Below are 24,503 nucleotides of genomic sequence, written 5' to 3'. Positions count from 1 at the left end.
GCACTACCCCGCAAACAGGCCCGTGGCGACGCCGAGGGCGGCCAGTATCAACAGTAGAATCATCGCTTTCACTGGCGACACACCACGCTTGGCCATCAGATACCAGGTGCCAAGTACCACAATCAGCGGCAGTAACTGCGGGAAGATACCGTCCAGCATTTGTTGAACATGGATATTTACCCCATCTTTGGTAATAAATTCCAACCCGGTGCCAAGCTTAACGTAACTTGCCGCCACGCCCCCCATGACAAACACGCCCAGCAGCGATAACGCTTCACGCAGACGGGCAGACTTGCTGCTCACCAGCATTTCCACCGAGCCGGAACCCATCTTGTAGCCTTTCAGGAACAGGAACCACGAGCCGGGAATGATGATAGCCAACCAGGCAACGGTATAAAACAGCGGCCCCAGAATATTACCGCCGGCCGCCAGGGCCATACCGATGCTGAGCAGGATAGGGATCAACATGCCAGGGATCATTGAATCGCCGATCCCGGCAATAGGGCCCATCAGACCAACTTTCAGGGTATTGATGGTCTCCCCATCGATCGGCTCACCGTTCGCTTTTTTCTCCTCAAGCCCCAGCACCATGCCATTTACGATCGCGCCTATCTGGGGTTCCGTATTATAAAACGAGGCGTGGCGGCGCAGCATTTCGGTACGTTGGGCTGCGTCGGGATAGAGCTTTTTCGCCACCGGAAGCATGCTCAGACAAAAGCCAAAAGATTCCAGACGTTCAAAGCTCATCGACGACAAGTTGTGCATCATCCATGCGCGCCAGCAGCGGCGAAGATCTTTACGTGTAAGTGTACGTTCTTCCATCAGAATTCATCCTCATCATCATCGGCTACCGACTTTGCATTCGCGGCCTGCGGCGGTTCCGGTTTGTAGTTGTAATGGATCAACGCCAGCAGTGAACCGACGATCACCAGCGCGACCATGTTGAGTTTTAAAAAGACGATGCAGACAAAACCGACGAGGAAGTAGATCAACATGGTGTAGTTTTTGATGATCTGCTTGAGCAAAATCGCGATCCCGACGGCGGGTAAAATGCCGCCCAGTACGTTCATCGTCGACAGAACAATTTTCGGCAAACTGTCCATAAAGCCGCTGATGTATTGCGCCCCGAAGTAGACCGCAATAAAGGTCGGAACAAAACGCAGGACAAAGTTTGTCACCTGTGGCCAGACGGCGCTGTTCAGGTAAATACCTCGTTCATCGCCCTGTTCCAGCGCCACATCTGCCCGGTGATTCCAGAAAGAGTTCAGTACCATCATCGCGTTAAACAAAATGGTTCCGGCGATACCGATTGTGGCCGCCAGCGCGACCGCGACTTCAGGGCCTTTTCCGGAAAGGATCCCTAAAGCAATTGCCGGGTAAGCGACAAAGTTGAGGTCGGCGGGCATTGAACCGCCGGGCGTGACCATCGCGATATACACCGCCTGAACCGCAACGCCAATCATGATCCCGGTTTTAATGTCGCCGAGAATAATCCCGACCAGCATTCCGGAAATCAGCGGGCGGGTGATCAGGTACCAGCCGCCGGTCAGTCCCAAAAGCCAAGGGCTGCTGAGGGCGCCGAGATAGCAAAGTATGCCAATCAACGTAGCTTCGATAATCATCGTGCGCTCCTTATTTCAGCTTCTGACGTGCGTCCTGCCAGCTGTAGCAACTGGCATCAGGCACCAGGCGAAACTCAACCAGGTGCCCATGCTGCGTTAGCCAGTCAAAAGCGGCAATTTCATCCCCGTTGACCGACTGATTCGGGCCGATGGTGGTGGTATCAGCACGAGCACTCATTGGACCCACATTAATCTTGCCGTTGGCATTTTTCAGGCTGATACCCGCTTCTTCAATGCGTTTGAGCGTCACGGGGGATTTACCAATGACAAAATAACGCTTCTCGCTGGCAATGACTTTTGGCAGTTTTTCAATCGCGGTGGTCGTATCAAACAACCAGACTTTGGTGTCCTGTACGGCGCCTTTCATCACCGAAGAGAGCAGAGGGTCGGCCGCGACGGCGTCGTCGATAGCGACAATTCCGTCACAGGGCAGCTCTTTGGCCCAACGTGTCACGAGCTGCCCATGGATTACGCGGTCATCGATACGTACAAAAGAAATACTCATAGTGGTTTCCTTTAAAAATCGTCGGACTGAACGGATAAAACCGGGGCGGCTTTAATCAGCGTGGGTACAGTCAACGCCAGCAGCTCGACGGCTGCGGCGTGAACGTCCGTTAAATGGCAGATCTCTTCGCTTTGTAACAACATTGGGAAATTGACTCCCGCCACAACGGCAACGGGAGGAACCGTTTGTGCAGAAAACGCATGATGGCAGGCGACATTCCACGGCGTACCGCTTTGCATGTCACACAGCACCAGAACGCCGTCAGCGTCTTTCCCGGCACTTGCGAGAACTTGAGAAAACGTCTGTTTAAAGCCTTCGATGCCTGCCTGTTCACTCAGCGTGACGGGATAAACATGCGGTAATTCTCCGTAAACCATACGACCGCTGGCGAGAAGCGCTTCCGCCAGGGGACCATGGGTGGCAACAATAACGTTAATCATGCGCTTATCCTCTGACCCAGGCTTTAATCGTGGCGAGCTGTTGACCGATGCCTTTGCCAAACGGCGAAATGCGATACTCCCCAACGGCAGCAGGGATGATAAAGGTCTCTGCATAGTTGACGACAAACGGGGCAAACGCGCCGCTCGGGCTTTCGACAACGGCCTGAGCTCCCTCGACCAGGTTCAGGACGTTTACACCGCCATGGGTATGGTGAGTGACCGGTGCCGTAAACCAGTGGCGACGCGTTTCGATAAACTCGCGTTCGTGCATCCCGGTTCTTTCTTCTCGCCAACCTTCTCCTTCAGCGATAGGTTCAATACGGTTGACCAGGTTGTCGTGCACCCATTGCGTGTCACGCTGCCAGTCAATAACTTGCTGACCGTGATCCAGATGCACCGGGCGCGGTAAGCCGTCTAACCCTAAGCGACCCCAGTCCCACAGTTTGAAGGTGAAAATATACGGCGTTGCACTGATCTCCAGCACCATGGTGCCCGCTCCTGAACAGTGGACGGTTCCGGCGGGGATCAGGAAGTGATCGTGTTTATGCGCAGGGATCTGATTCACGAATCGTTCATCATCAAACGTTTTTTCACCACGCCCCGCGGCCCGGAGATCGTCGAGCATATCCCGCGGCGCGATCCCGGTTTTGGTGCCAAGATACACCACGGCGTCCGGCTCGGCTTCGAGAATGTAATAGCTCTCATCCTGGGTATAGTGCATGCCAAACTGCTGCTGAATGTATTCGGTGAGCGGATGAACCTGAAAGCTCAAGTTCTGGCCGCCAATAGTGTCAAGAAAGTCAAAACGGATCGGGAATTCCGCGCCAAATCGCGCGTGAACTTTTTCGCCCAGCAGGGGGCGGGGAAGGGTCAGCACCAGATCCTGAGAGGGGATCTCGATCCGCACGTTGCCAAAACGCAGTAACAGGCTGTTTTCCTCGGGCACGCAATCAAAACACCACGCGTAATTGGGGGCTGAGGGATCGAGATCGAAGTGTTGTTTCATCCATTGCCCGCCCCAGACGCCTGGGTCAAAGAAAGGGGCAACGCGAAACGGTTGTTGGGTGGTTTGTTGCAGACCGGCGCGTAGCGCGTCGCCGCTGACCATCGCGGGACTATTTTCTACCGTGGTATCGAGCAAATAATCGGCGCGTTTGAGTAACGGCGTTTTGTGTTTGTCGAAGACCCGCCATTCAATGAAAAAAGCACGTTTGTAACGACGAAGAATATCTTCATCCTGGTTTTCTGCCCCCCAGTTACCCAGCCCGTCATGGCGCATGCGCTGCTGAATTTCCCAGCGCGGAAGGTCAGCATAAACAAGCACGTCACCCGGGTGTGCCAATGCAGCGCCAGAGCCGTATACCACGACCAGCCCTTCACTAACGGCATCAATCTGTTGGCGAAGCTGGCTGAGTTTGTCGCTATCAAAAAATTCATCCAGGTGATGGCAGGAAAGCACGCCGAATACGCGATCGTCGGTCAGGTTACGCGCCAGTAAATCATGCAGGGCCTGCTCATCGCGGCGGGCGGATTCAATATTCAACACCAGTGCGGCATCTAATGTTGTCACGAGCTGTTGCTCCAGCTCTTCAAGCCGCACGCCCGGATAGCAATCCACGATCAATACGGTTTTAGTTGCGCCAGAAACCCTGGTGTTAATCACTGAATGGATCGACGACCAACCCTGCCAGGCGTGGTTGTCATAGCCCTGAACGTTAACCTCAGGGAATTTATTATAGGTTGTACGCATTTTCTGTCTCCGTGTTGGCTTATTTAAGATTAATCGATTAACCTTATTTTCATCGTGTGGTTAACGCGATTAACCCGCCATAATCAGAATCCCGTGCGGTGAAAAGCACGTTAGCGTGATGTGAATCACACGTATAAAGACAAGATTTCGGTTATTCGATTAACCTTCGCAATAAATTCAGGAGAAGTCATGACAACAGTCACGTTGGCGCAGGTAGCGGAACGCGCGGGAGTCTCCACGGCAACCGTTTCAATGGTATTGCGTAACCGGGGGCGTATTTCTCAGGCCACGCGTGACCGCGTGCTCAAAGCGCTGGACGATGCTGGCTACGTTTATAATCAAACGGCCGCCAACCTGCGTAACCGGAGCAGTAATCAGGTCGGATTGTTGTTACACGATATCACTAACCCTTTTTATGGTGAGATGACGGCAGGGCTAAGCCATGAGATGGAGCGGCATGACCTGCTGCTGTTTCTGGCAAACAGCGAAGAGTCAGGAGAACGGCAGCAAAAATTTGTCGACTCGTTGATGCGCAATAATGCCTGCGGCATGGTGCTCTGTGCGGCGCGCGAAACGCCAACCTCCTTCTTTGAAGCGCTGAAAAGGCGCAATATTCCCGCCATCATGGTGGTCCGTCCCCTTAGCGATCCTGATTTTGATTTTGTGGGCACTGATAACTTTCTCGGTACGCAAATGGCCACTACCCATTTAGTCAAAATGGGGCACAAGAATATTGCGTTTATTGGGGGCAGCCCTAGTTCCGGGAGCCGGGCGCAGCGTATCGGTGGATTCACCAGCACGTTGCTGGAACACGGAATATCGCCGAATCCGGAATGGATAGTGGCGACGCAGGCCAGCCAAATTGACGGCGCAAAAGCGGCGGAGTCGCTTCTTCTGCGCTTCCCGCAAATTACCGCCGCCGTTTGTTACCAGGATATCGTGGCGCTTGGGGTCATGCAGGCATTACGTAAAATGGGGCGCGAACCTGGGCGTGATTTTGCGCTGGTCGGGTTCGACGACATCACTGAAGCGGCGCTGGTTCAACCTGCGCTCACCACCGTGTCGGTGGCGGCAAAAGAGATAGGTCGCAAGGCCGGGGAACTGCTTTATAGTCGCATTCAGGGAAATGACGAACCACCGAAACGTATTATTCTGCCGCCTGCGCTGGTGGTCAGAGAATCATGTGGTTTTAGCTGATCGTCATGCCTTTTACTGATATCTCTGCCTGTTTATCATTAAATTCTAATTATCGACGTTTTCGGCTGGCGGCGCAGCGTTGTGCTGGTTAATCTGAAAACGATTTACGTAAAATTAACAAAAGAGAATAGCTATGCATGATGCACAAATCCGCGTTGCCATCGCGGGAGCCGGAGGACGCATGGGGCGTCAGTTGATTCAGGCCACTCTCGGCATGGAAGGCGTACAGCTTGGTGCGGCGTTAGAGCGCGAAGGCTCGTCCTTGCTGGGAAGCGATGCCGGAGAGTTAGCGGGAGCTGGGAAAACGGGCGTTACCGTGCAAAGCAGCCTTGAAGCGGTAAAAGATGATTTCGATGTTTTCATCGATTTTACCCGCCCGGAAGGCACGCTGACGCATCTGGCGTTTTGCCGCCAGCACGGTAAAGGGATGGTGATTGGCACCACCGGCTTTGATGACGCCGGTAAACAGGCTATTCGCGATGCTGCGCAGGAGATTGCTATCGTTTTCGCCGCGAACTTTAGCGTTGGCGTTAACGTCATGCTTAAGCTGCTGGAGAAGGCGGCGAAAGTGATGGGCGATTACACCGATATCGAGATTATTGAAGCCCACCACCGCCATAAAGTTGATGCGCCGTCAGGCACTGCGCTGGCGATGGGCGAGGCAATTGCCGGGGCGCTGGATAAAGATTTAAAAGAGTGCGCTGTCTATTCGCGTGAAGGTTACACCGGTGAGCGCGTACCGGGCACGATCGGTTTTGCCACGGTGCGGGCGGGGGATATCGTCGGGGAGCATACCGCAATGTTTGCTGATATTGGCGAGCGTATTGAGATCACGCATAAAGCGTCCAGCCGCATGACTTTTGCCAATGGCGCAGTGCGATCGGCGATTTGGCTAAAATCAAAGTCAAATGGTCTTTTTGATATGAAAGATGTGCTTGATTTACGCAGTTTATAGCTTTCATTACCCTTCGTGATGTGGTTATTGTAATCATAATTATTTGATTACATAGGGCAATATTTTATTGCCCTTTTGTTTTTAGCTTTTTAGTATGTTTTTTCTTTCAGATTGGTATTTTTATATGTTTTGTTGGGTGTTTTTGTTATCTCAATGTAAATTTTGACCAAATGGTCCACTTTTTTCTCTCTTACATTCTGTTTTTACACTCTTTGCCTGCCGCAAGCGTTTTCCACCCTGAGTTAGCTGATCTTTTTGCCTGTTAAATCGTGTGATTTATCCCAATGGCGTAAAATAATAATAAAAATTACCCTTTTGGGTAGACTTTTACGTGGGCTATCTCTAGAATGCCGCCGTTTGCCAGAAATCCATAGGTAAGCAAATTTGCATTGATTCATGAGGTGTTAATGAATTAATATGCAAATAAAGTGAGTGAATATTCTCTGGAGGGTGTTTTGATTAAGTCAGCGCTATTGGTTCTGGAAGACGGAACCCAGTTTCACGGTCGGGCCATAGGGGCAACAGGTTCGGCGGTTGGGGAAGTCGTTTTCAATACTTCAATGACCGGTTATCAAGAAATCCTCACTGATCCTTCCTATTCCCGCCAAATCGTCACTCTTACTTATCCTCATATCGGTAATGTCGGCACCAATGAAGCCGATGCAGAATCTTCTCAGGTGCATGCGCAAGGCCTGGTCATCCGCGACCTGCCGCTGATTGCCAGCAACTTCCGCGATACCGAAGACCTCTCTTCTTACCTCAAGCGCCATAACATTGTGGCGATTGCTGATATCGATACCCGTAAGCTGACGCGTTTGCTGCGTGAAAAGGGGGCTCAGAACGGCTGCATCATCGCGGGCGATAACCCGGATGCGGCGCTGGCACTGGAAAAAGCAAAAGCTTTCCCAGGCCTGAACGGTATGGATCTGGCGAAAGAAGTGACCACCGCGGAGCCTTATAGCTGGACGCAGGGGAGCTGGACGCTGGCCGGTGACCTGCCGGAAGCAAAATCCGCAGATGAACTGCCGTTCCACGTTGTGGCTTACGATTTCGGTGCCAAACGTAACATTCTGCGCATGTTAGCGGACCGCGGCTGCCGCCTGACGGTTGTACCGGCGAAAACCTCTGCAGAAGAAGTCCTGAAGATGAATCCGGACGGTATCTTCCTGTCCAACGGCCCTGGCGACCCGGCGCCGTGCGACTACGCAATTACCGCGATTCAGAAATTCCTCGAAACCGATATTCCGGTATTTGGCATCTGCCTCGGCCATCAGCTGCTGGCGCTGGCGAGCGGTGCGAAGACCATTAAGATGAAGTTTGGCCACCACGGCGGCAACCATCCGGTAAAAGATATTGATAACAACACCGTGATGATCACCGCACAGAACCATGGTTTTGCCGTAGATGAAGCGTCGATGCCTGCCAACCTGCGCGTGACCCACAAGTCACTGTTTGATGGCACCCTGCAGGGGATTCACCGTACCGACAAACCGGCGTTTAGCTTCCAGGGGCACCCTGAAGCGAGTCCGGGTCCGCACGACGCTGCACCGCTGTTCGACCACTTTATCGAGTTAATTGAGCAATACCGTCAGTCCGCGAAATAATCAGGAGTAAAAGAGCCATGCCAAAACGTACAGACATAAAAAGTATCCTGATTCTGGGCGCGGGTCCGATTGTTATCGGTCAGGCGTGTGAGTTTGACTATTCCGGCGCGCAGGCGTGTAAAGCCCTGCGTGAAGAGGGTTACCGCGTTATTCTGGTGAACTCAAACCCGGCAACCATCATGACCGACCCGGAAATGGCCGATGCCACCTACATCGAGCCGATTCACTGGGAAGTAGTACGCAAAATTATTGAGAAAGAACGCCCGGACGCGGTGCTGCCAACCATGGGCGGTCAGACAGCGCTGAACTGTGCGCTGGAACTGGAACGCCAGGGCGTACTGGCTGAGTTCGGCGTGACCATGATTGGCGCAACGGCGGATGCCATTGATAAAGCGGAAGACCGTCGTCGCTTCGATATCGCGATGAAGAAGATTGGTCTCGACACCGCGCGTTCAGGCATCGCTCACACCATGGAAGAAGCGCTGGCGGTTGCCGCTGACGTTGGCTTCCCGTGCATTATCCGTCCTAGCTTCACCATGGGCGGCACCGGTGGCGGTATCGCCTACAACCGCGAAGAGTTCGAAGAAATCTGCGAACGCGGTCTGGATCTTTCCCCAACCAACGAGCTGCTGATTGATGAATCACTGATTGGCTGGAAAGAGTACGAGATGGAAGTGGTGCGTGATAAAAACGACAACTGCATCATCGTCTGCTCCATCGAAAACTTCGATGCGATGGGCATCCATACCGGTGACTCCATCACCGTAGCACCAGCCCAGACGCTGACCGACAAAGAATATCAAATCATGCGTAACGCCTCGATGGCGGTGCTGCGTGAAATCGGCGTAGAAACTGGCGGTTCTAACGTCCAGTTTGCGGTAAACCCGAAAAACGGTCGCCTGATTGTCATCGAAATGAACCCTCGCGTATCCCGCTCCTCGGCGCTGGCGTCCAAAGCTACCGGCTTCCCGATTGCGAAAGTCGCCGCCAAGCTGGCCGTAGGTTACACCCTCGACGAACTGATGAACGACATCACCGGTGGCCGTACTCCGGCCTCGTTTGAGCCGTCCATCGACTACGTTGTGACGAAAATTCCACGCTTCAACTTCGAGAAATTCGTTGGCGCTAATGACCGTCTGACCACGCAGATGAAATCTGTCGGTGAAGTGATGGCGATTGGCCGCACCCAGCAGGAATCGCTGCAGAAAGCGCTGCGCGGTCTGGAAGTGGGCGCGACCGGTTTCGACCCGAAAGTAAGCCTGGACGACCCGGAAGCACTGACCAAAATCCGTCGCGAGCTGAAAGACGCTGGCGCTGAGCGCATCTGGTACATCGCCGATGCCTTCCGTGCTGGCCTGTCCGTCGATGGCGTGTTCAACCTGACCAACATCGACCGCTGGTTCCTGGTGCAGATTGAAGAACTGGTGCGTCTGGAAGAAAAAGTCACCGACCTTGGCATCAACGGGCTTGACGCTGACTTCCTGCGTGTACTGAAGCGTAAAGGTTTCGCCGATGCGCGTCTGGCGAAACTGGCTGGCGTTCGCGAAGCGGAAATCCGCAAGCTGCGTGACCAGTATAACCTGCATCCGGTTTACAAACGCGTGGATACCTGTGCGGCAGAATTTGCCACCGACACCGCTTACATGTACTCCACCTATGAAGATGAGTGCGAAGCGAATCCGTCCGTCGACCGCGATAAAATCATGGTGCTGGGCGGTGGTCCAAACCGTATCGGTCAGGGCATTGAGTTCGACTACTGCTGCGTACACGCCTCGCTGGCGCTGCGTGAAGACGGTTACGAGACCATCATGGTCAACTGTAACCCGGAAACGGTTTCAACCGATTACGACACCTCCGACCGCCTGTACTTCGAGCCGGTCACGCTGGAAGACGTACTGGAAATCGTGCGTATCGAGAAGCCGAAAGGCGTCATCGTACAGTACGGCGGCCAGACCCCGCTGAAGCTGGCGCGTGCGCTGGAAGCGGCAGGTGTGCCGGTTATTGGTACCAGCCCGGATGCCATCGACCGTGCGGAAGACCGTGAGCGTTTCCAGCAGGCGGTTGACCGTCTGAAGCTGAAACAACCGGCGAACGCTACCGTAACCGCCATTGAGATGGCCGTTGAGAAGGCGAAAGAGATTGGCTACCCGCTGGTGGTGCGTCCATCTTATGTTCTCGGTGGTCGCGCGATGGAAATCGTCTACGACGAAGCCGACCTGCGTCGCTACTTCCAGACCGCGGTCAGCGTTTCTAACGATGCGCCGGTATTGCTGGACCGTTTCCTTGACGATGCGGTTGAAGTGGACGTGGACGCTATCTGCGACGGCGAAATGGTGCTGATTGGCGGCATCATGGAGCACATCGAACAGGCGGGTGTACACTCCGGTGACTCCGCATGTTCCCTGCCAGCGTACACCCTGAGCCAGGAAATTCAGGATGTGATGCGCCAACAGGTGCAGAAACTGGCCTTCGAACTGCAGGTTCGCGGTCTGATGAACGTTCAGTTTGCGGTGAAGAATAACGAAGTTTACCTGATTGAAGTGAACCCGCGTGCGGCGCGTACCGTTCCGTTCGTCTCCAAGGCAACTGGCGTACCGCTGGCGAAAGTCGCGGCGCGCGTGATGGCCGGGAAAACGCTGGCACAGCAGGGCGTAACCAAAGAAGTAATCCCGCCGTACTACTCGGTAAAAGAAGTGGTGCTGCCGTTCAACAAATTCCCGGGTGTTGACCCGCTGTTAGGGCCAGAAATGCGCTCTACCGGGGAAGTGATGGGCGTGGGCCGTACCTTCGCGGAAGCGTTCGCCAAGGCACAGTTGGGCAGTAGCTCCACCATGAAAAAACAGGGTCGTGCGCTGCTCTCCGTTCGCGAAGGCGATAAAGAGCGCGTGGTTGACCTTGCGGCGAAACTGCTGAAGTTTGGCTTCGAGCTGGATGCGACGCACGGGACCGCGATTGTTCTGGGTGAAGCGGGTATCAATCCACGCCTGGTGAACAAGGTGCATGAAGGTCGTCCGCACATTCAGGACCGTATTAAGAATGGCGAATATACCTACATCATCAATACCACCGAAGGTCGTCAGGCGATTGAAGACTCCAAGCTGATTCGCCGCAGCGCGCTGCAGTACAAAGTGCATTATGACACTACGCTGAACGGCGGTTTCGCCACAGCAATGGCGCTGAATGCTGATGCTACTGAGAAGGTGACGTCGGTTCAGGAAATGCACGCGCAGATCAAAAAGTCGTAAACAACGGGTCCGGTGGATATTGCTCTAACCGGACCTGTAATATAATTTTGAAAGGGTTTCTGTAAAGAAACCCTTTTTTATCTTGTGTAAGGTCATTCCTGGACAAGTCCGTTTACGTAACCACATTTTCAATGTAATAAGCACGATATTGCTCACACTATTCAATATTTAAGTCGCATACTATCCCTCATATCCACAATTTTAATATGGCTTAGTTTTTATTAATTTGGACAGGCCGTAGCCAGATTTTTAATTTGTGAAATGGTGTGCTTATGTGTGAAAAATATGTTGAAAGACCGCTTTATTTGTTAATTGCCGACTGGATGATGGCTGAGGATCGTTGGATTACCGCCAAGGAAATTTCCCGCCATTTTGATATTGAACACTGCAAAGCAATTAATACGCTCTCTTATATTCTGTCGGAAGTGGGAGAAATTGTTTGTGAAGTTAAGATGATCCCGAATCAGATTGCTGGTCGGGGTTGCCAGTGCCAGCGTCTGGTAAAAGTCATTAGTATTGATTCTCATCTCTACCGCCGATTGAATCACAATTTGCAGGAAAAAAAGGTAAGTGTGGCGAAAACGCCGCGCCTGTCCGCTGTTCCTCCAACAGAGCTTAATCGTGAGCAGAAATGGCAGATGATGCTCTCCAAGAGTATGCGTCGCTAAAAATCAGTTTGCCTGATGGCGGCATAAACGGTGATTGACGCGTAGGCCGGATAAGCGTGAGCGCATCCGGCATCAATTACTGTGCTGATTTGGGTTTTACGTTCGTCGTGCCTTTCAGGCGCGGCCGGTTTTCTTCGACCCGCGTTAAGGGCTGTGTTTCGTGTAGACCTGTTTGGCAGCGGATTGCAAGATCCTGATATTCTTTGGTGTTTAGCCGTTTCCAGTGCAGTTCCTGGTCCGTGACTTCACGCAATATGCGAGCGGGTGAGCCTACCAGCATCTGCCTTGCCTCTCCCTGAAAGCCGGCTTTGACAAAGCTCATGGCGGCGACAATGCTCTCTTCGCCAATCACTGCGCCGTCCATAATGACGCTGTTCATGCCGATCAGCGCATCTCTGCCCACCACGCAACCGTGCAGGATTGCGCCATGGCCGATGTGCCCGTTCTTATGCACGATGGTGTCGGTGTCGGAGTAGCCGTGCATAATGCAGCCATCCTGCAGATTAGAACCTGCCTCCAGGATCAAGCGACCATAATCACCACGCAATGACGCGTGCGGGCCAATATAAACTCCGGCACCCACAATGACATCGCCAATCAGTACGGCGCTGGGATGGACAAAGGCATCCGGATGTACCACCGGAATCAGGCCCTCAAAGGCGTAGTAGCTCATCGTTTTATCTCGGTTTTATTGCCGGATAAGCGAATCGCTATCCGGCATCGGCACATTAACGACCTTTCCACACCGGGTCGCGTTTTTCGGCAAACGCCTGCGGTCCTTCAAGCGCATCTTCTGAATGCAGTACAGATGGATAGTGCTTCAGCACGCCGCTGCGGATGTAGCTGTAGCCTTCTTCCACCGGCATTTCGCTGGTGGTGCGGTAAATCTCTTTCAGTGCGGCAATCGCGAGCGGGGCGCTATTCACCAACTGCTGCGCCAGTTCACGCGCGCTATCCATCAGTTCGCTCTGACTGACAACTCGGTTGACGATGCCCCAGCGCAGCGCTTCTTCGGCGCTCATTCGTCTGCCGGTCATCACCATTTCGTTGACGATTGCCGGTGGCAGCAATTTAGGCAGACGCAGTACGCCACCGCTGTCAGGCACGATGCCGAGCTTGGCTTCCGGTAGCGCGAAGCTGGCGTTTTCCGCGCAGACGATAAAATCCGCCGCCAGCGCCAATTCAAAACCACCGCCAAACGCATAGCCGTTAACCGCAGCGATGACCGGCTTATCGAGGTCGAAAATTTCGGTTAAACCGGCGAAGCCGCCTGGGCCAAAATCGGCGTCCGGCGCTTCACCTTCAGCCGCCGCTTTTAAGTCCCAGCCCGCAGAAAAGAATTTCTCACCGCCGCCGGTGATAATCGCTACGCGTAATTCCGGGTCGTCACGAAAATTAAGAAACGCTTCACCCATGGCAAAGCTGGTTTTGGCGTCAATGGCATTGGCTTTAGGCCGGTCGAGGGTAATTTCCAGGATCGGGCCGTTACGGGTCAGATGTAATGATTCACTCATAGTTCATCTCCAGATAAATAGATTTCCCGGCAGGAGGAATTCCTGTCGGAAGGGTTATTTCAGATTTTTTTTGATTATTTTTCCTGAACAATTGCGCGGCAGGTCGGTTCTTATCTCCATAAAAGAGGGAACCTTGAATTTCGCCATATTGTTTTCGCAGAAGCTGAAGAACTCGGCTTCACTTAATGTTTCACCTTCATTAAGGACGATAAACGCTTTAATGGCTTCATCACGGATTGAATCTTTAATACCGACAACCACAATGTCCTGAATTTTCGGATGCGCAGAAATAATATTTTCCAGCTCGACGCAGGAGACATTTTCCCCGCCGCGTTTAATCATGTTGCAGCGTCTGTCGACGAAATAAAAATAGCCATCCTCATCCTGATAGCCCGAATCACCGGTATGTAACCAGCCCCCAGGTTCCAGCGCTTTGGCGGTCGCCTCCGGCTGCGCGTAGTACTCTTTGAAGATGGTTTTGCCCGGCACGCCTTTAATGCAGATTTCGCCAATTTCTCCGGCGGGCAGGGGACGGTTGTGATCGTCACGGATTTCGGCTTCATAGCTAAATCCCACGCGGCCAATGGAGGGCCAGCGTCGTTTGTCACCGGGACGGTCGCCGATAATACCGACGATGGTTTCAGTCATACCGTAGGAGGTCAGCAGCCTGACGCCAAAGCGTTCGGTAAAATCGTCTTTTTCCTGCTCGGATAAATTGAGGTAGAACATCACTTCGCGCAGGTGATGCTGTCTGTCCGTAGGTGCGGCAGGTTGAACCATCAACGTTCTGATCATCATCGGAATGCATTCGGTAACCGTCGCCTTATATCTATGCACCTGATTCCAGAACGCCCTGGCACTGTACTTCTCTAGCAGCACAAAGGTGCTGCCTGCGGAGAATGCGGGCATTGCGGCGGTACACTGACAGTCGATATGAAAAGCGGGCATCACCGTCATGTAGACGTCATCATTACGCAGAGCAATTTGCCAGGCAGAGTAATAGCCCGCAAAACGCAGGTTGTAGTGGGTAATTACCACCCCTTTAGGTCGAGAGGTGGTGCCTGAGGTAAACAGAATTTCCGCCGTATCGTCAGTGGATAACGCAGGTGTATAACACAGCGTGGCGGACTGGCGGGATTGCAGTTGGGTAAAGTGACTCACGCCGTCCTCAGCCGGAAGCTGTTCGCCAATCAGACAGATATGATTAAGCGGGGTGCTATTTTCCAGCCGTATCTGGCGGTACATAGGATAAAACTGGGCGCTGGTGACCAGCAGGCTTACCTGGCTGTTTTGCAGGATCCAGGCACTTTCTTCACCCAGCAAGCGGGCATTAATCGGTACCATGATGGCGCCAATTTTTGCCAGCCCAAACCAGCAAAAAATGAATTCCGGACAGTTATCCAGATGCAATGCGACCTTATCGCCCTTGCGGATCCCTAAGGAATGGAACAAGTTTGCCGTGCGGTTAATCTCTTCATTGAGCGAGGCATAGCTAAACTGCCGAACGACTCCTTCGCAGGATTCGAAAATTAACGCCGTTTTATCTCCGTACACCCCGGCCAGGTCGTCCCACATCTGACGTAAGTTTTGTCCGCCAACGATATCCATATTGCTTTATCCACTGAAATCAGGCGTGAGCGCTAACCAATGAGCGGTCAGCGCGTCGCGTTTATTCCTCAACTCTGGCCAGGCCTTTGCCGACCAGCTCATTTATGTCTGCTTCGCTATAACCAATGTTTTTCAGAATGGCGGCCGTATCCATGCCATGTGACGGCATGCCGCGCCAGATTTTCCCCGGGTTGTTTTTAAATTTCGGCATGATGTTCGGTCCTTTGCAGGTGCGACCGTCCATCGTTTGCCACTGAGTAATAGATTCACGGGCAACGTACTGCGGGTTGCCTTCCAGTTCTGGAATGGTCAGCACCTTCGCGCAGGCGATGTTCAGCTCAGCAAAGCGCGCCTGGACTTCGGCGATGGTGTGCGTTGCCAGCCAGGCGTCCAGTTTCTCTTCCACGAGCGGGCCGTAAGGGCATTCCACACGATGAATAAGCTGGGTGCCTTCCGGGACTTCCGGTGTGCCAAGAATGTGGGCGAGGCCAATATCCTTGAAGCACTCGTTGATTTGCGTGATGCCGACCAGCTCCATGACGATATAGCCATCGGCGCATTTATACAGGCCGCAGCCAGCGTAATACGGGTCTTTGCCTTTGGTCATGCGTGGGCAAATTTCGCCGCCGTTGAAGTAATCCATCATGAAATACTGACCCATGCGCAGCATCACTTCGTACATAGCGATATCGATGCTTTCACCTTTACCCGTTTCGCGCACTTTGTGCAGGGCCGCCAGCGCCGCTGTCGTTGCGGTCATCCCAGAGAAGTAATCGGCGGTGTACGGGAAGGCTGGCATTGGCTGATCCACGTCGCCGTTTTGGATCAGATAGCCGCTAAATGCCTGTGCGATGGTGTTATACGCCGGAAGATTGGTGTACTCCTCGGTACCAAACTGGCCGAAGCCGGAAAGGTGGGCGATAACCAGTTTCGGGTTATGTTCCCACAGCACTTCATCGGTAATACCGCGGCGGGCAAAGGCCGGGCCTTTACTGGCTTCAATGAAAATATCGGTGGTTTCCATCAGCTTCAGAAACGCTTCCCGACCTTCATCTTTGAAAATATTCAGCGACAGGGCGTGCAGGTTACGGCGTGAGAGCTGTGGATAGTTAGGCTGCACACGGATGGTATCGGCCCATGCGACGTTTTCAATCCAGATAACCTCAGCACCCCATTCGGCGAACATCTGTCCGGCGAACGGACCGGCAATTTCGATCCCTGAAAAGACAACGCGTACCCCGGAAAGCGGGCCAAAGGCTGGCATTGGTAAATGATTCATCATTTTTCTCCTGGCATTTATGGGTGTCCATGTAGGCCGGATAAGGCGCTCGCGCCGCCATCCGGCCTACTAATCGTGCTGAATTAGCGGTATTGCTTAAGTACCGCACGACCCAACGTCAGGATCTGCATTTCGTCAGAACCACCAGAAACACGGTCAACGCGCAGGTCACGCCAGAAACGCGTGATGCGATGGTTACCCGCGATGCCTACTCCGCCCAGTACCTGCATAGCGGTGTCTACCACTTCGAACGCGGCATTGGCGCAGAAGTATTTACACATTGCCGCGTCACCCGAGGTAATGGTGCCGTTATCCGCTTTCCATGCGGCTTCCAGCAGCATGTTTTTCATGGAATTCAGTTTGATCGCCATGTGCGCGAACTTCTCCTGGATCAGCTGGAAACGGCCGATCGTTTCGCCAAACTGTACGCGTTGGTTGGCATAACGCGCGGCGTCCTCAAAAGCGCACATTGCCGTACCGTAGTTGGTCAGCGCGACGAGGAAGCGTTCATGGTCAAACTCTTCTTTCACACGGTTGAAGCCATTACCTTCCCGACCGAACATGTCTTTCTCGTCCAGTTCAACGTCATCAAAGGTGATTTCACAGCAGCTATCCATGCGCAGACCGAGTTTCTCCAGTTTGTTGACCTTGATACCCGCCTTGCTCATGTCAACAAACCACTCGGTATAAACAGGTTTATCCGGCGATGCACCATCTCTCGCCATCACTACGATGTACGGGGTATAGGCGCTACTGGTGATAAAGCACTTACTGCCATTAAGATAAACCTTACCATTTTTGCGTGTATAAGTGGTTTTCAGACTGCCAACATCCGATCCCGCTCCCGGTTCGGTGATAGCAGAGTTCCACATCTGCTTACCGGTCCCCTGGAACGCCATGATTTTATCAATTTGCTCCTGAGTCCCTTCACGCAGAAAAGTGTTAAAACCGCCTGGTAATTGGTACAACACGTAAGTTGGCGCGCCAAGACGTCCGAGTTCCATCCAGACGGCGGCAACGGTGACAAATCCCGCTTCCAGCCCACCGTGTTCTTCCGGGATCAACAGACTATCGATGCCCATATCCGCCAGCGCTTTTACAAAACGCTCAGGGTAGACGCTGTCGCGATCGCACTCGGCAAAATAAGCTTCCCAGTTCTCACTGGCCATCAGTTCACGAATACCGGCGACAAACAGTTCCTGCTCGTCATTTAAGTTGAAATCCATCTTTCAGCCTCTTGATCAATTGGGTTAATAAGAATTACTTGTCTTTCCAGTGCACTTTGGCGTCTTTAATAAAGGACAGCGTCACCATGATGTTGACGAAGAACAGCGGACATCCCCCGGCGATAATTGCGGTCTGAATGGGCTTCAACCCACCCAGCGCCAGCAGAACGATGCCGATGACGCCGACCAGAACGGACCAACCGATACGCACCAACAGCGGCGGTTCTTCACCATCACGAACTTCGCGACAGGTGGACATCGCCAGGGTGTAGGAGCAGGCGTTAATTAGCGTGACGGTGGCAATAAAGCAGAGGATAAAGAATCCCCACATGGTGGCGGTGCTGAGCGGTAAAGCAGCCCAGGTTTCGATAATGGCGCGCGCCACGCCGTGTTGTTCAATCAACTGCGGGATGTTGAGAATGTTTTTATCCATCAGCAGCAGCGTGTTGCTGCCAAGGACGGTCCACAGGATCCAGGTTGATGCGGTCAGGCCCAGCACCATCCCGAAACACAGTTCACGTACGGTACGACCACGAGAAATACGCGCCAGGAAGATACTCATCTGGATGGCGTAAATAACCCACCACGCCCAGTAGAAAACAGTCCAGCCCTGCGGGAAGCCGCCTTTGCCGATGGCATCGGTGTAGAACAGCATGCGTGGCAGATGCATCAGCAGCATGCCGACCGAGTCGGTGAAGTAGTTCATGATGAAGCTGGCGCCGCTGACGATAAACACCCAGCCGAGCATCAGGAAGCTCAGGTAACTACGTACGTCGCTGGCAATCTTGACCCCTTTTTGCAGGCCGCAGGCCACGCAAATAGCGTTCAATATGATCCAGCAGGTAATGATGATGGCGTCGAGTTGCAGCGTATGCGGAATACCGAACAGCCATTGCATACACTCGGTTACCAGCGGGGTAGCGAGACCGAGGCTGGTTCCCATCGCGAAGATCAGCGCCACCAGATAGAAGTTATCAACGATGGTGCCGAACAAGCCCTTGGCATGCTTCTCGCCCACTAATGGCACCAGCGTGGAACTGGGACGGATAACGTCCATTTTGCGTACAAAGAAGAAGTAGGCGAATGCGACTGAAAGGAAGCTGTAGGTTGCCCACGGCAGCGGTCCCCAGTGGAACAAGCTGTACGCCAGAGCTATCTCTTTTGCGCCAACGGAGTTGGGGGCGAGAGCAAACGGCGGGGTAGAGATATAGTAGTAGATCTCAATGGAACCCCAGAACAGCACCGCGGCGGATGTACAGGACGCGAACATCATAAAAATCCAGCTGGCGGTACTAAACTCGGGTTTTTCGTCACCTAATTTCTTTTTCGAATACGGGCCAAAGACTAACCAGAACCAGCCGAAGAGCATGATGACCATATACCATTCGAATGCCCAACCCCAGACGTTGGTGACATAACTGAATACCGCATTAATAACGACGTTAGCGGCATCAAGATCTCTTACTGTTAGCCAACAAAGTATCCCAACAATTATTAATGGCGGAAAAAAAACCTTCGGTTCAATTCCCGACTTTCTCTTTTCATTTTTCATAAGTGAATTCCAGTGTGAAAACGAAATTTATTTAGCGTGCCCGTATGTGATCGTTTGTTTATTTGTTATTAATGATTTGTTGATAACTTTTTAACCTCTGGGGCGCCTCAGTGAGTAATTCATAATGGGTATTCATTTCCGGCTATTCTGTTATCTGCGTCACACTTTTTTATGCTGGTTATTTTGTCTGAAAATCCAGGTATTTTCTTTATTAATCATTGTGTTGATGTTGATTTTTTAACTTTTTTAAGTGACTGACGTTCAATATTGTTGAACCAGCAAACAATATTGAAAATTTTCGTATTTGACATGTTTCTTTCAATATTGGTGAAGTACATAACACTATTGAAAGTTACGAATATCAATGTGTGACATTTTCAATATTGGTGATTAATGTTTTATTTCCGAATTAAAGAGCGTGATATCTGTATTTAACACCGCCGATATAAATACGTTTCCTTCATGATTTCTGGAGATGCAATGAAGATAATTACTTGCTACAAATGCGTACCTGATGAGCAGGATATTGCGATTAATAATGCTGATGGAACACTCGATTTCAGCAAAGCGGATGGCAAAATCAGCCAATATGATCTGAATGCGATCGAAGCGGCTTGCCAATTGAAACAGCAGGTGGGAGAGGCTCAGGTTGTGGCCATGAGCGTCGGCGGCAAAGCGCTGACCAATGCAAAAGGGCGCAAAGACGTGCTCTCCCGTGGCCCTGATGAACTGATTGTTGTCATTGACGAACAATTTGAACAGGCGCTGCCGCAACAAACCGCCACCGTGCTGGCTGCCGCCGCACAAAAGTCAGGTTTTGATCTGCTTATTTGCGGCGACGGTTCTTCCGATCTTTATGCTCAGCAGGTTGGTCTGCTGGTGGGCGAAATGCTGAACGTGCCGGCGATTAACGGCGTGAGTAAAATCCTCTCTCTTACCGACAACACGCTGACGGTAGAGCGTGAACTGGAAGATGAAGTTGAAACCCTGAGTATCCCGCTTCCGGCGGTGATCGCGGTCTCTACTGACATCAACACCCCTCAAATCCCTTCCATGAAAGCCATTCTTGGCGCGGCGAAAAAACCGGTTCAGGTCTGGTCGTCTGCGGACATTGGGCTGAACGGCGCGCAAGCGTATTCCGAACAACAGGTTGCCGCACCGAAGCAGCGCGAGCGTCAGCGCGTTGTGATTGAAGGTGACGGTGAAGAACAGATTGCCGCGTTTGTCGAGAATCTTCGCAAAATCATTTAATTATCAGGGGATGTTATGAACAAATTTTCCAGTGTCTGGGTATTCAGCGATACCCCTTCTCGTCTGCCGGAACTGATGAATGGTGCGCAGGCTTTAGGTGAAAACGTTAACACATTTGTACTCAGCGATGAGGACAGCGCGGCGGCATGCCATTTAGGCGCAGCTCATGTCTGGCTGCTCAGCGGCAAACCAGAAGACCGTATGGTTGAAGACTACGCCGATGCGATGGCCGAGACCATTCGTCAGCACAGCGAGGGCGGCGCGGTGCTGCTGCCGAATACGCGTCGGGGCAAGCTGTTAGCGGCAAAGCTGGGCTTTCGCTTGTCGGCTGCGGTTTCAAACGACGCCAGCGCAGTCGCGGTGGAGGATGGAAAAGCAGCGGTCAAACATATGGTCTACGGCGGCCTGGCGATGGGAGCAGAAACAATCGCTTCACCGTTTGCTGTTATCACACTCAGCAGCGGAACGTTTGACGCGCAGCAAGTGGATACCGCCCGCAGCGGCGAGGTGCACACCGTCCAGTGGCAGGCTCCGGCTATTGCCGTGACCCGTACGGCAACTCAGGCGCGTCAGAGCAACAGCGTCGATCTCGACAAAGCCCGTCTGGTGGTCAGCGTGGGACGCGGTATTGGTAGCAAAGAAAATATCTCGTTGGCTGAAGCACTGTGCCAGACCATTGGCGCTGAGCTGGCCTGTTCGCGTCCGGTGGCTGAAAACGAGAAGTGGATGGAGCACGAACGCTACGTCGGCATTTCCAACCTGATGCTCAAACCAGAACTGTACCTGGCCGTGGGGATCTCCGGGCAGATCCAACATATGGTCGGCGCCAACGGCGCGCAGACGATTTTCGCCATCAACAAAGATAAAAATGCGCCGATCTTCCAGTACGCAGATTTTGGCATCGTTGGCGATGCGCTGAAGATCCTGCCTGCGCTGACGGCTGCTCTGGCGCGTTAAACCATTCGGGCAGGGTGCGAAAGTATCCTGCCACTGACAGGAGTACGTATGTCCGAAGATATCTTTGATGCCATCATCGTGGGTGCAGGTCTGGCCGGTTCGGTTGCGGCGCTGGTGCTGGCTCGGGAAGGTGCACAGGTGCTGGTCATCGAGCGCGGCAATTCTGCTGGCGCGAAGAATGTCACCGGTGGGCGCATGTATGCGCATAGCCTGGAGCGCATCATTCCCGGTTTTGCTGAGCAGGCTCCCATTGAACGCATAATTACCCACGAAAAACTCGCCTTTATGACCGACAAAGGGGCGATGACCATCGACTATTGCAATGGTGAAGAGGCCGCATCGTCGCAGGTTTCTTATTCCGTCTTACGCAGCAAATTTGACGCCTGGCTGATGGAGCAGGCCGAGGAAGCGGGAGCCCAGCTTATCACCGGTATTCGCGTGGATAACGTTGTGCAGCGAGAAGGCAAAGTCGTGGGCGTGGAAGCCGACGGCGATATTCTGGAAGCCAAAGTGGTGATCCTCGCTGACGGGGTGAATTCTTTGTTGGCAGAAAAACTGGGCATGGCCAGGCGCGTTGAGGCATCTCATGTTGCCGTTGGCGTAAAAGAGCTGATCGAATTGCCGAAATCGGTGATTGAAGATCGTTTCCAGTTACAGGGGAACGAAGGCGCAGCCTGCCTGTTTGCCGGTTCACCGACCGATGGCCTGATGGGCGGGGGCTTCCTCTATACGAATGAAACGACCCTTTCTCTGGGGCTGGTCTGCGGGCTTCATCATCTGAAAGATGCTAAAAAATCGGTCCCGCAAATGCTGGAAGATTTAAAACAGCATCCGGCGGTTGCCCCACTTATCGCCGGTGGCAAGCTGGTGGAATATGCCGCGCACGTCGTACCGGAGGCCGGTATGAATATGCAGCCTGAACTGGTGGGTGACGGAGTACTGATTGCCGGTGATGCTGCCGGAATGTGTATGAACCTCGGCTTTACCATCCGCGGTATGGATCTCGCCATATCCGCAGGCGAAGCGGCGGCGAAAACGGTGCTTTCCGCGATGAAGCGCGACGACTTCAGCAAGCAGTCGCTGGGCGAATACCGTCAGAATCTCGATGATGGTCCAATGCGCGATATGCGCATGTATCAGAAGCTTCCCGCTTTCCTTGATAACCCACGCATGTTTACCGCCTATCCCGAAATGGCGGTCAGTATCGCGCGCGACCTGTTCACCGTGGATGGTTCCGCTCCGGTGCCAATGCGCAAAAAAATCCTGCGCCATGCGAAGAAAGTGGGCTTCATCAACCTGATGAAAGATGGCCTGAAAGGAGTGACCGTATTATGACATCTCCCGTCAATGTGGACGTCAAACTGGGCGTCAATAAGTTCAATGTGGATGAAGAAAGCCCGCATATCATTCTCAAAACCGATCCTGATAAACAAGCGCTGGAAGTGCTAATTAAGGCTTGTCCAGCCGGACTGTATAAAAAGCAGGACGATGGCAGCGTCCGTTTTGATTATGCCGGATGCCTGGAATGCGGAACGTGCCGCATTCTCGGACTTGATACAGCGCTGGAAAAGTGGGAATACCCGCGCGGGACATTTGGCGTGGAGTTTCGCTACGGCTAATAAGTACGAGGTTGTGCACCCGTAGGCTGGATAAGACGCGTTAGCGTCGCCATCCGGCAATCATGTGGCGCCAATGCCGGATGGCGGCGTAAACGCCTTATCCGGCTTACAGATGACGCTTTGCCCGTGTTGAAACAGGAAGTCGCTATGCAGCAGCCCAGGAACTTTGATGACATCAAATTTACCTCTATTCACCGCCGGATAATGCTGTGGGGAAGCGGTGGGCCATTTCTGGATGGTTATGTGCTGGTGATGATTGGCGTGGCGCTGGAACAGCTCACGCCAGCATTGAAACTGGACGCACAGTGGATTGGTCTGCTGGGTGCTGGCACTCTCGCCGGTCTGTTTGTGGGGACGTCGCTGTTTGGCTACATTTCCGATAAGGTCGGGCGGCGCAAAATGTTCATCATCGATATTATCGCCATTGGTGTGATATCGGCGGCAACCATGTTTGTTTCCTCGCCCGTTGAGCTGTTGGTGATGCGCGTGTTGATCGGCATTGTGATTGGTGCCGATTATCCGATTGCCACCTCGATGATTACCGAGTTCTCCAATACCCGCCAACGCGCTTTCTCCATCGGTTTTATCGCCGCGATGTGGTATGTCGGCGCTACCTGTGCCGATCTGGTCGGTTACTGGCTGTATGATGTTGAGGGCGGATGGCGCTGGATGCTGGGCAGCGCGGTGATCCCCTGTATTTTGATCCTGATTGGGCGCTTCGATCTTCCTGAATCGCCGCGCTGGCTGCTGCGTAAAGGTCGGGTGAAAGAGTGTGAAGCGATGATGATCAAACTGTTCGGCGAACCGGTGGTGTTCGACGAAGAGGCACCGCAGGAGACGCGCTTCCTACAGCTGTTTAACCGCCGCCATTTTCCGTTTGTACTGTTTGTCGCCGCTATCTGGACCTGCCAGGTGATCCCGATGTTCGCCATTTATACCTTTGGTCCGCAGATTGTTGGACTGTTGGGGCTTGGTGCCGGGAAAAGCGCGGCGTTGGGCAATGTGGTGATAAGCCTGTGCTTTATGCTGGGGTGCATTCCGCCCATGTTCTGGCTCAATAGCGCGGGCCGTCGGCCATTGTTAATTGGCAGCTTTATAATGATGACGCTGGCGCTGGCCGTGCTGGGGTTAATTCCTGATATGGGGGCGTGGCTGGTGGTGCTGGCGTTTGCCGTGTACGCGTTTTTCTCGGGGGGACCGGGAAATCTGCAGTGGCTGTACCCAAATGAACTGTTCCCTACCGATATTCGCGCGTCTGCCGTCGGGGTGATCATGTCCTTAAGCCGCATCGGCACCATTGTTTCAACCTGGGCGCTGCCGGTATTCATCACCAAATACGGGATCAGCAATGTCATGCTGATGGGCGCAGGAATTTCGCTGATTGGCCTGCTCGTGTCCATCGCCTTCGCCCCGGAAACACGAGGTCTGACGCTGGCGCAAACCAGTCAAATGACGATTCGCAGTAAGCCCGTGACCCGGGCGGGCTATTAGGAGTGTTCTGTATTTTCCCT

General features: G+C 53.0%; 21 protein-coding genes. 10 read left to right on the top strand and 11 right to left on the bottom strand.

What is annotated here, in order from left to right:
- Positions 1-3: 3 nt before the first annotated feature.
- From BZK41_RS03000 to BZK41_RS02980, 5 genes are read right to left on the bottom strand one after another with little or no spacing between them, the layout of a single operon-like run.
- Positions 4-822 (bottom strand): PTS system mannose/fructose/sorbose family transporter subunit IID, encoded by an 819-nt coding sequence (locus BZK41_RS03000; RefSeq protein WP_016151643.1) that lies wholly within the window; start codon positions 820-822, stop codon positions 4-6.
- On the bottom strand, positions 822-1,622 hold the full coding sequence (locus BZK41_RS02995) for a PTS sugar transporter subunit IIC (protein WP_079937128.1): 801 nt from the start codon (positions 1,620-1,622) through the stop codon (positions 822-824). Before BZK41_RS02995 ends, BZK41_RS03000 begins: the two co-directional genes overlap by 1 nt.
- A gap of 10 nt (positions 1,623-1,632) precedes the next feature.
- The gene (locus BZK41_RS02990) at positions 1,633-2,127 is read right to left on the bottom strand and encodes a PTS sugar transporter subunit IIB (protein WP_079937127.1); all 495 of its coding nucleotides are present in this window, start codon (positions 2,125-2,127) and stop codon (positions 1,633-1,635) included.
- Positions 2,128-2,138: 11 nt separating this feature from the next.
- A complete protein-coding gene (locus tag BZK41_RS02985) occupies positions 2,139-2,567 on the bottom strand; it encodes a PTS sugar transporter subunit IIA (RefSeq protein ID WP_048214970.1) in 429 nt (142 codons plus the stop codon).
- A gap of 4 nt (positions 2,568-2,571) precedes the next feature.
- Positions 2,572-4,317, bottom strand: coding sequence for a class I mannose-6-phosphate isomerase (locus BZK41_RS02980; RefSeq protein WP_079937126.1), 1,746 nt, complete (start codon positions 4,315-4,317; stop codon positions 2,572-2,574).
- Between the two features lie 189 nt (positions 4,318-4,506).
- Here BZK41_RS02980 and BZK41_RS02975 point away from each other — a divergent pair, with 189 nt between their 5' ends.
- From BZK41_RS02975 to caiF, 5 genes are all read left to right on the top strand, one after another.
- A complete protein-coding gene (locus BZK41_RS02975) occupies positions 4,507-5,514 on the top strand; it encodes a LacI family DNA-binding transcriptional regulator (RefSeq protein WP_079937125.1) in 1,008 nt (335 codons plus the stop codon).
- Positions 5,515-5,647: 133 nt separating this feature from the next.
- Positions 5,648-6,469 (top strand): 4-hydroxy-tetrahydrodipicolinate reductase, encoded by an 822-nt coding sequence (dapB, locus tag BZK41_RS02970; protein ID WP_079937124.1) that lies wholly within the window; start codon positions 5,648-5,650, stop codon positions 6,467-6,469.
- Positions 6,470-6,924: 455 nt separating this feature from the next.
- Positions 6,925-8,073 carry a glutamine-hydrolyzing carbamoyl-phosphate synthase small subunit gene (gene carA, locus BZK41_RS02965; protein WP_079937123.1) on the top strand — a complete coding sequence of 383 codons (1,149 nt, stop codon included), beginning with the start codon at positions 6,925-6,927 and terminating at the stop codon, positions 8,071-8,073.
- A gap of 17 nt (positions 8,074-8,090) precedes the next feature.
- A complete protein-coding gene (carB, locus tag BZK41_RS02960; RefSeq protein WP_079937122.1) occupies positions 8,091-11,318 on the top strand; it encodes a carbamoyl-phosphate synthase large subunit in 3,228 nt (1,075 codons plus the stop codon).
- 272 nt (positions 11,319-11,590) lie between these two features.
- The gene (caiF, locus tag BZK41_RS02955) at positions 11,591-11,986 is read left to right on the top strand and encodes a carnitine metabolism transcriptional regulator CaiF (RefSeq protein ID WP_079937121.1); all 396 of its coding nucleotides are present in this window, start codon (positions 11,591-11,593) and stop codon (positions 11,984-11,986) included.
- A 76-nt stretch (positions 11,987-12,062) separates the two neighbouring features.
- On the opposite strand, the gene caiE is transcribed toward caiF, so the two are convergent.
- The 6 genes from caiE to caiT form a co-directional block, all read right to left on the bottom strand.
- Positions 12,063-12,659, bottom strand: a complete 597-nt coding sequence (gene caiE / locus BZK41_RS02950) for a carnitine operon protein CaiE (RefSeq protein ID WP_079937120.1) — start codon at positions 12,657-12,659, stop codon at positions 12,063-12,065.
- A gap of 55 nt (positions 12,660-12,714) precedes the next feature.
- The gene (gene caiD / locus BZK41_RS02945) at positions 12,715-13,500 is read right to left on the bottom strand and encodes a crotonobetainyl-CoA hydratase (protein WP_079937119.1); all 786 of its coding nucleotides are present in this window, start codon (positions 13,498-13,500) and stop codon (positions 12,715-12,717) included.
- A gap of 54 nt (positions 13,501-13,554) precedes the next feature.
- Entirely contained in the window at positions 13,555-15,108 is a 1,554-nt protein-coding gene (gene caiC, locus BZK41_RS02940; protein WP_079937118.1) for a crotonobetaine/carnitine-CoA ligase, read from the bottom strand.
- A 61-nt stretch (positions 15,109-15,169) separates the two neighbouring features.
- On the bottom strand, positions 15,170-16,387 hold the full coding sequence (gene caiB, locus BZK41_RS02935) for an L-carnitine CoA-transferase (protein ID WP_003018901.1): 1,218 nt from the start codon (positions 16,385-16,387) through the stop codon (positions 15,170-15,172).
- Between the two features lie 83 nt (positions 16,388-16,470).
- The gene (caiA, locus tag BZK41_RS02930) at positions 16,471-17,613 is read right to left on the bottom strand and encodes a crotonobetainyl-CoA dehydrogenase (protein WP_003018898.1); all 1,143 of its coding nucleotides are present in this window, start codon (positions 17,611-17,613) and stop codon (positions 16,471-16,473) included.
- A gap of 34 nt (positions 17,614-17,647) precedes the next feature.
- The gene (caiT, locus tag BZK41_RS02925) at positions 17,648-19,165 is read right to left on the bottom strand and encodes an L-carnitine/gamma-butyrobetaine antiporter (RefSeq protein WP_079937117.1); all 1,518 of its coding nucleotides are present in this window, start codon (positions 19,163-19,165) and stop codon (positions 17,648-17,650) included.
- Positions 19,166-19,645: 480 nt separating this feature from the next.
- Here caiT and BZK41_RS02920 point away from each other — a divergent pair, with 480 nt between their 5' ends.
- The 5 genes from BZK41_RS02920 to BZK41_RS02900 all read left to right on the top strand — a co-directional run bounded on the left by BZK41_RS02920 (position 19,646) and on the right by BZK41_RS02900 (position 24,483).
- Complete coding sequence (locus tag BZK41_RS02920; protein WP_079937116.1) at positions 19,646-20,416, top strand: electron transfer flavoprotein FixA; 771 nt, start codon at positions 19,646-19,648, stop codon at positions 20,414-20,416.
- A gap of 15 nt (positions 20,417-20,431) precedes the next feature.
- Complete coding sequence (locus BZK41_RS02915; RefSeq protein ID WP_079937115.1) at positions 20,432-21,373, top strand: electron transfer flavoprotein subunit alpha/FixB family protein; 942 nt, start codon at positions 20,432-20,434, stop codon at positions 21,371-21,373.
- A 48-nt stretch (positions 21,374-21,421) separates the two neighbouring features.
- A complete protein-coding gene (locus tag BZK41_RS02910; RefSeq protein WP_079937114.1) occupies positions 21,422-22,708 on the top strand; it encodes an FAD-dependent oxidoreductase in 1,287 nt (428 codons plus the stop codon).
- The gene (gene fixX / locus BZK41_RS02905; RefSeq protein ID WP_079937113.1) at positions 22,705-22,992 is read left to right on the top strand and encodes a ferredoxin-like protein FixX; all 288 of its coding nucleotides are present in this window, start codon (positions 22,705-22,707) and stop codon (positions 22,990-22,992) included. Before BZK41_RS02910 ends, fixX begins: the two co-directional genes overlap by 4 nt.
- 147 nt (positions 22,993-23,139) lie before the next feature.
- Positions 23,140-24,483, top strand: coding sequence for an MFS transporter (locus tag BZK41_RS02900; protein ID WP_003845694.1), 1,344 nt, complete (start codon positions 23,140-23,142; stop codon positions 24,481-24,483).
- The last annotated feature ends 20 nt before the right edge of the window (positions 24,484-24,503 follow it).

Origin of the sequence: Citrobacter sp. A316 (assembly GCF_002042945.1) — a bacterium.
Lineage (GTDB): Bacteria > Pseudomonadota > Gammaproteobacteria > Enterobacterales > Enterobacteriaceae > Citrobacter > Citrobacter portucalensis.
Note: the sequence above shows the minus strand (reverse complement) of the source record. Positions and strands in the feature narration are given on the sequence as shown.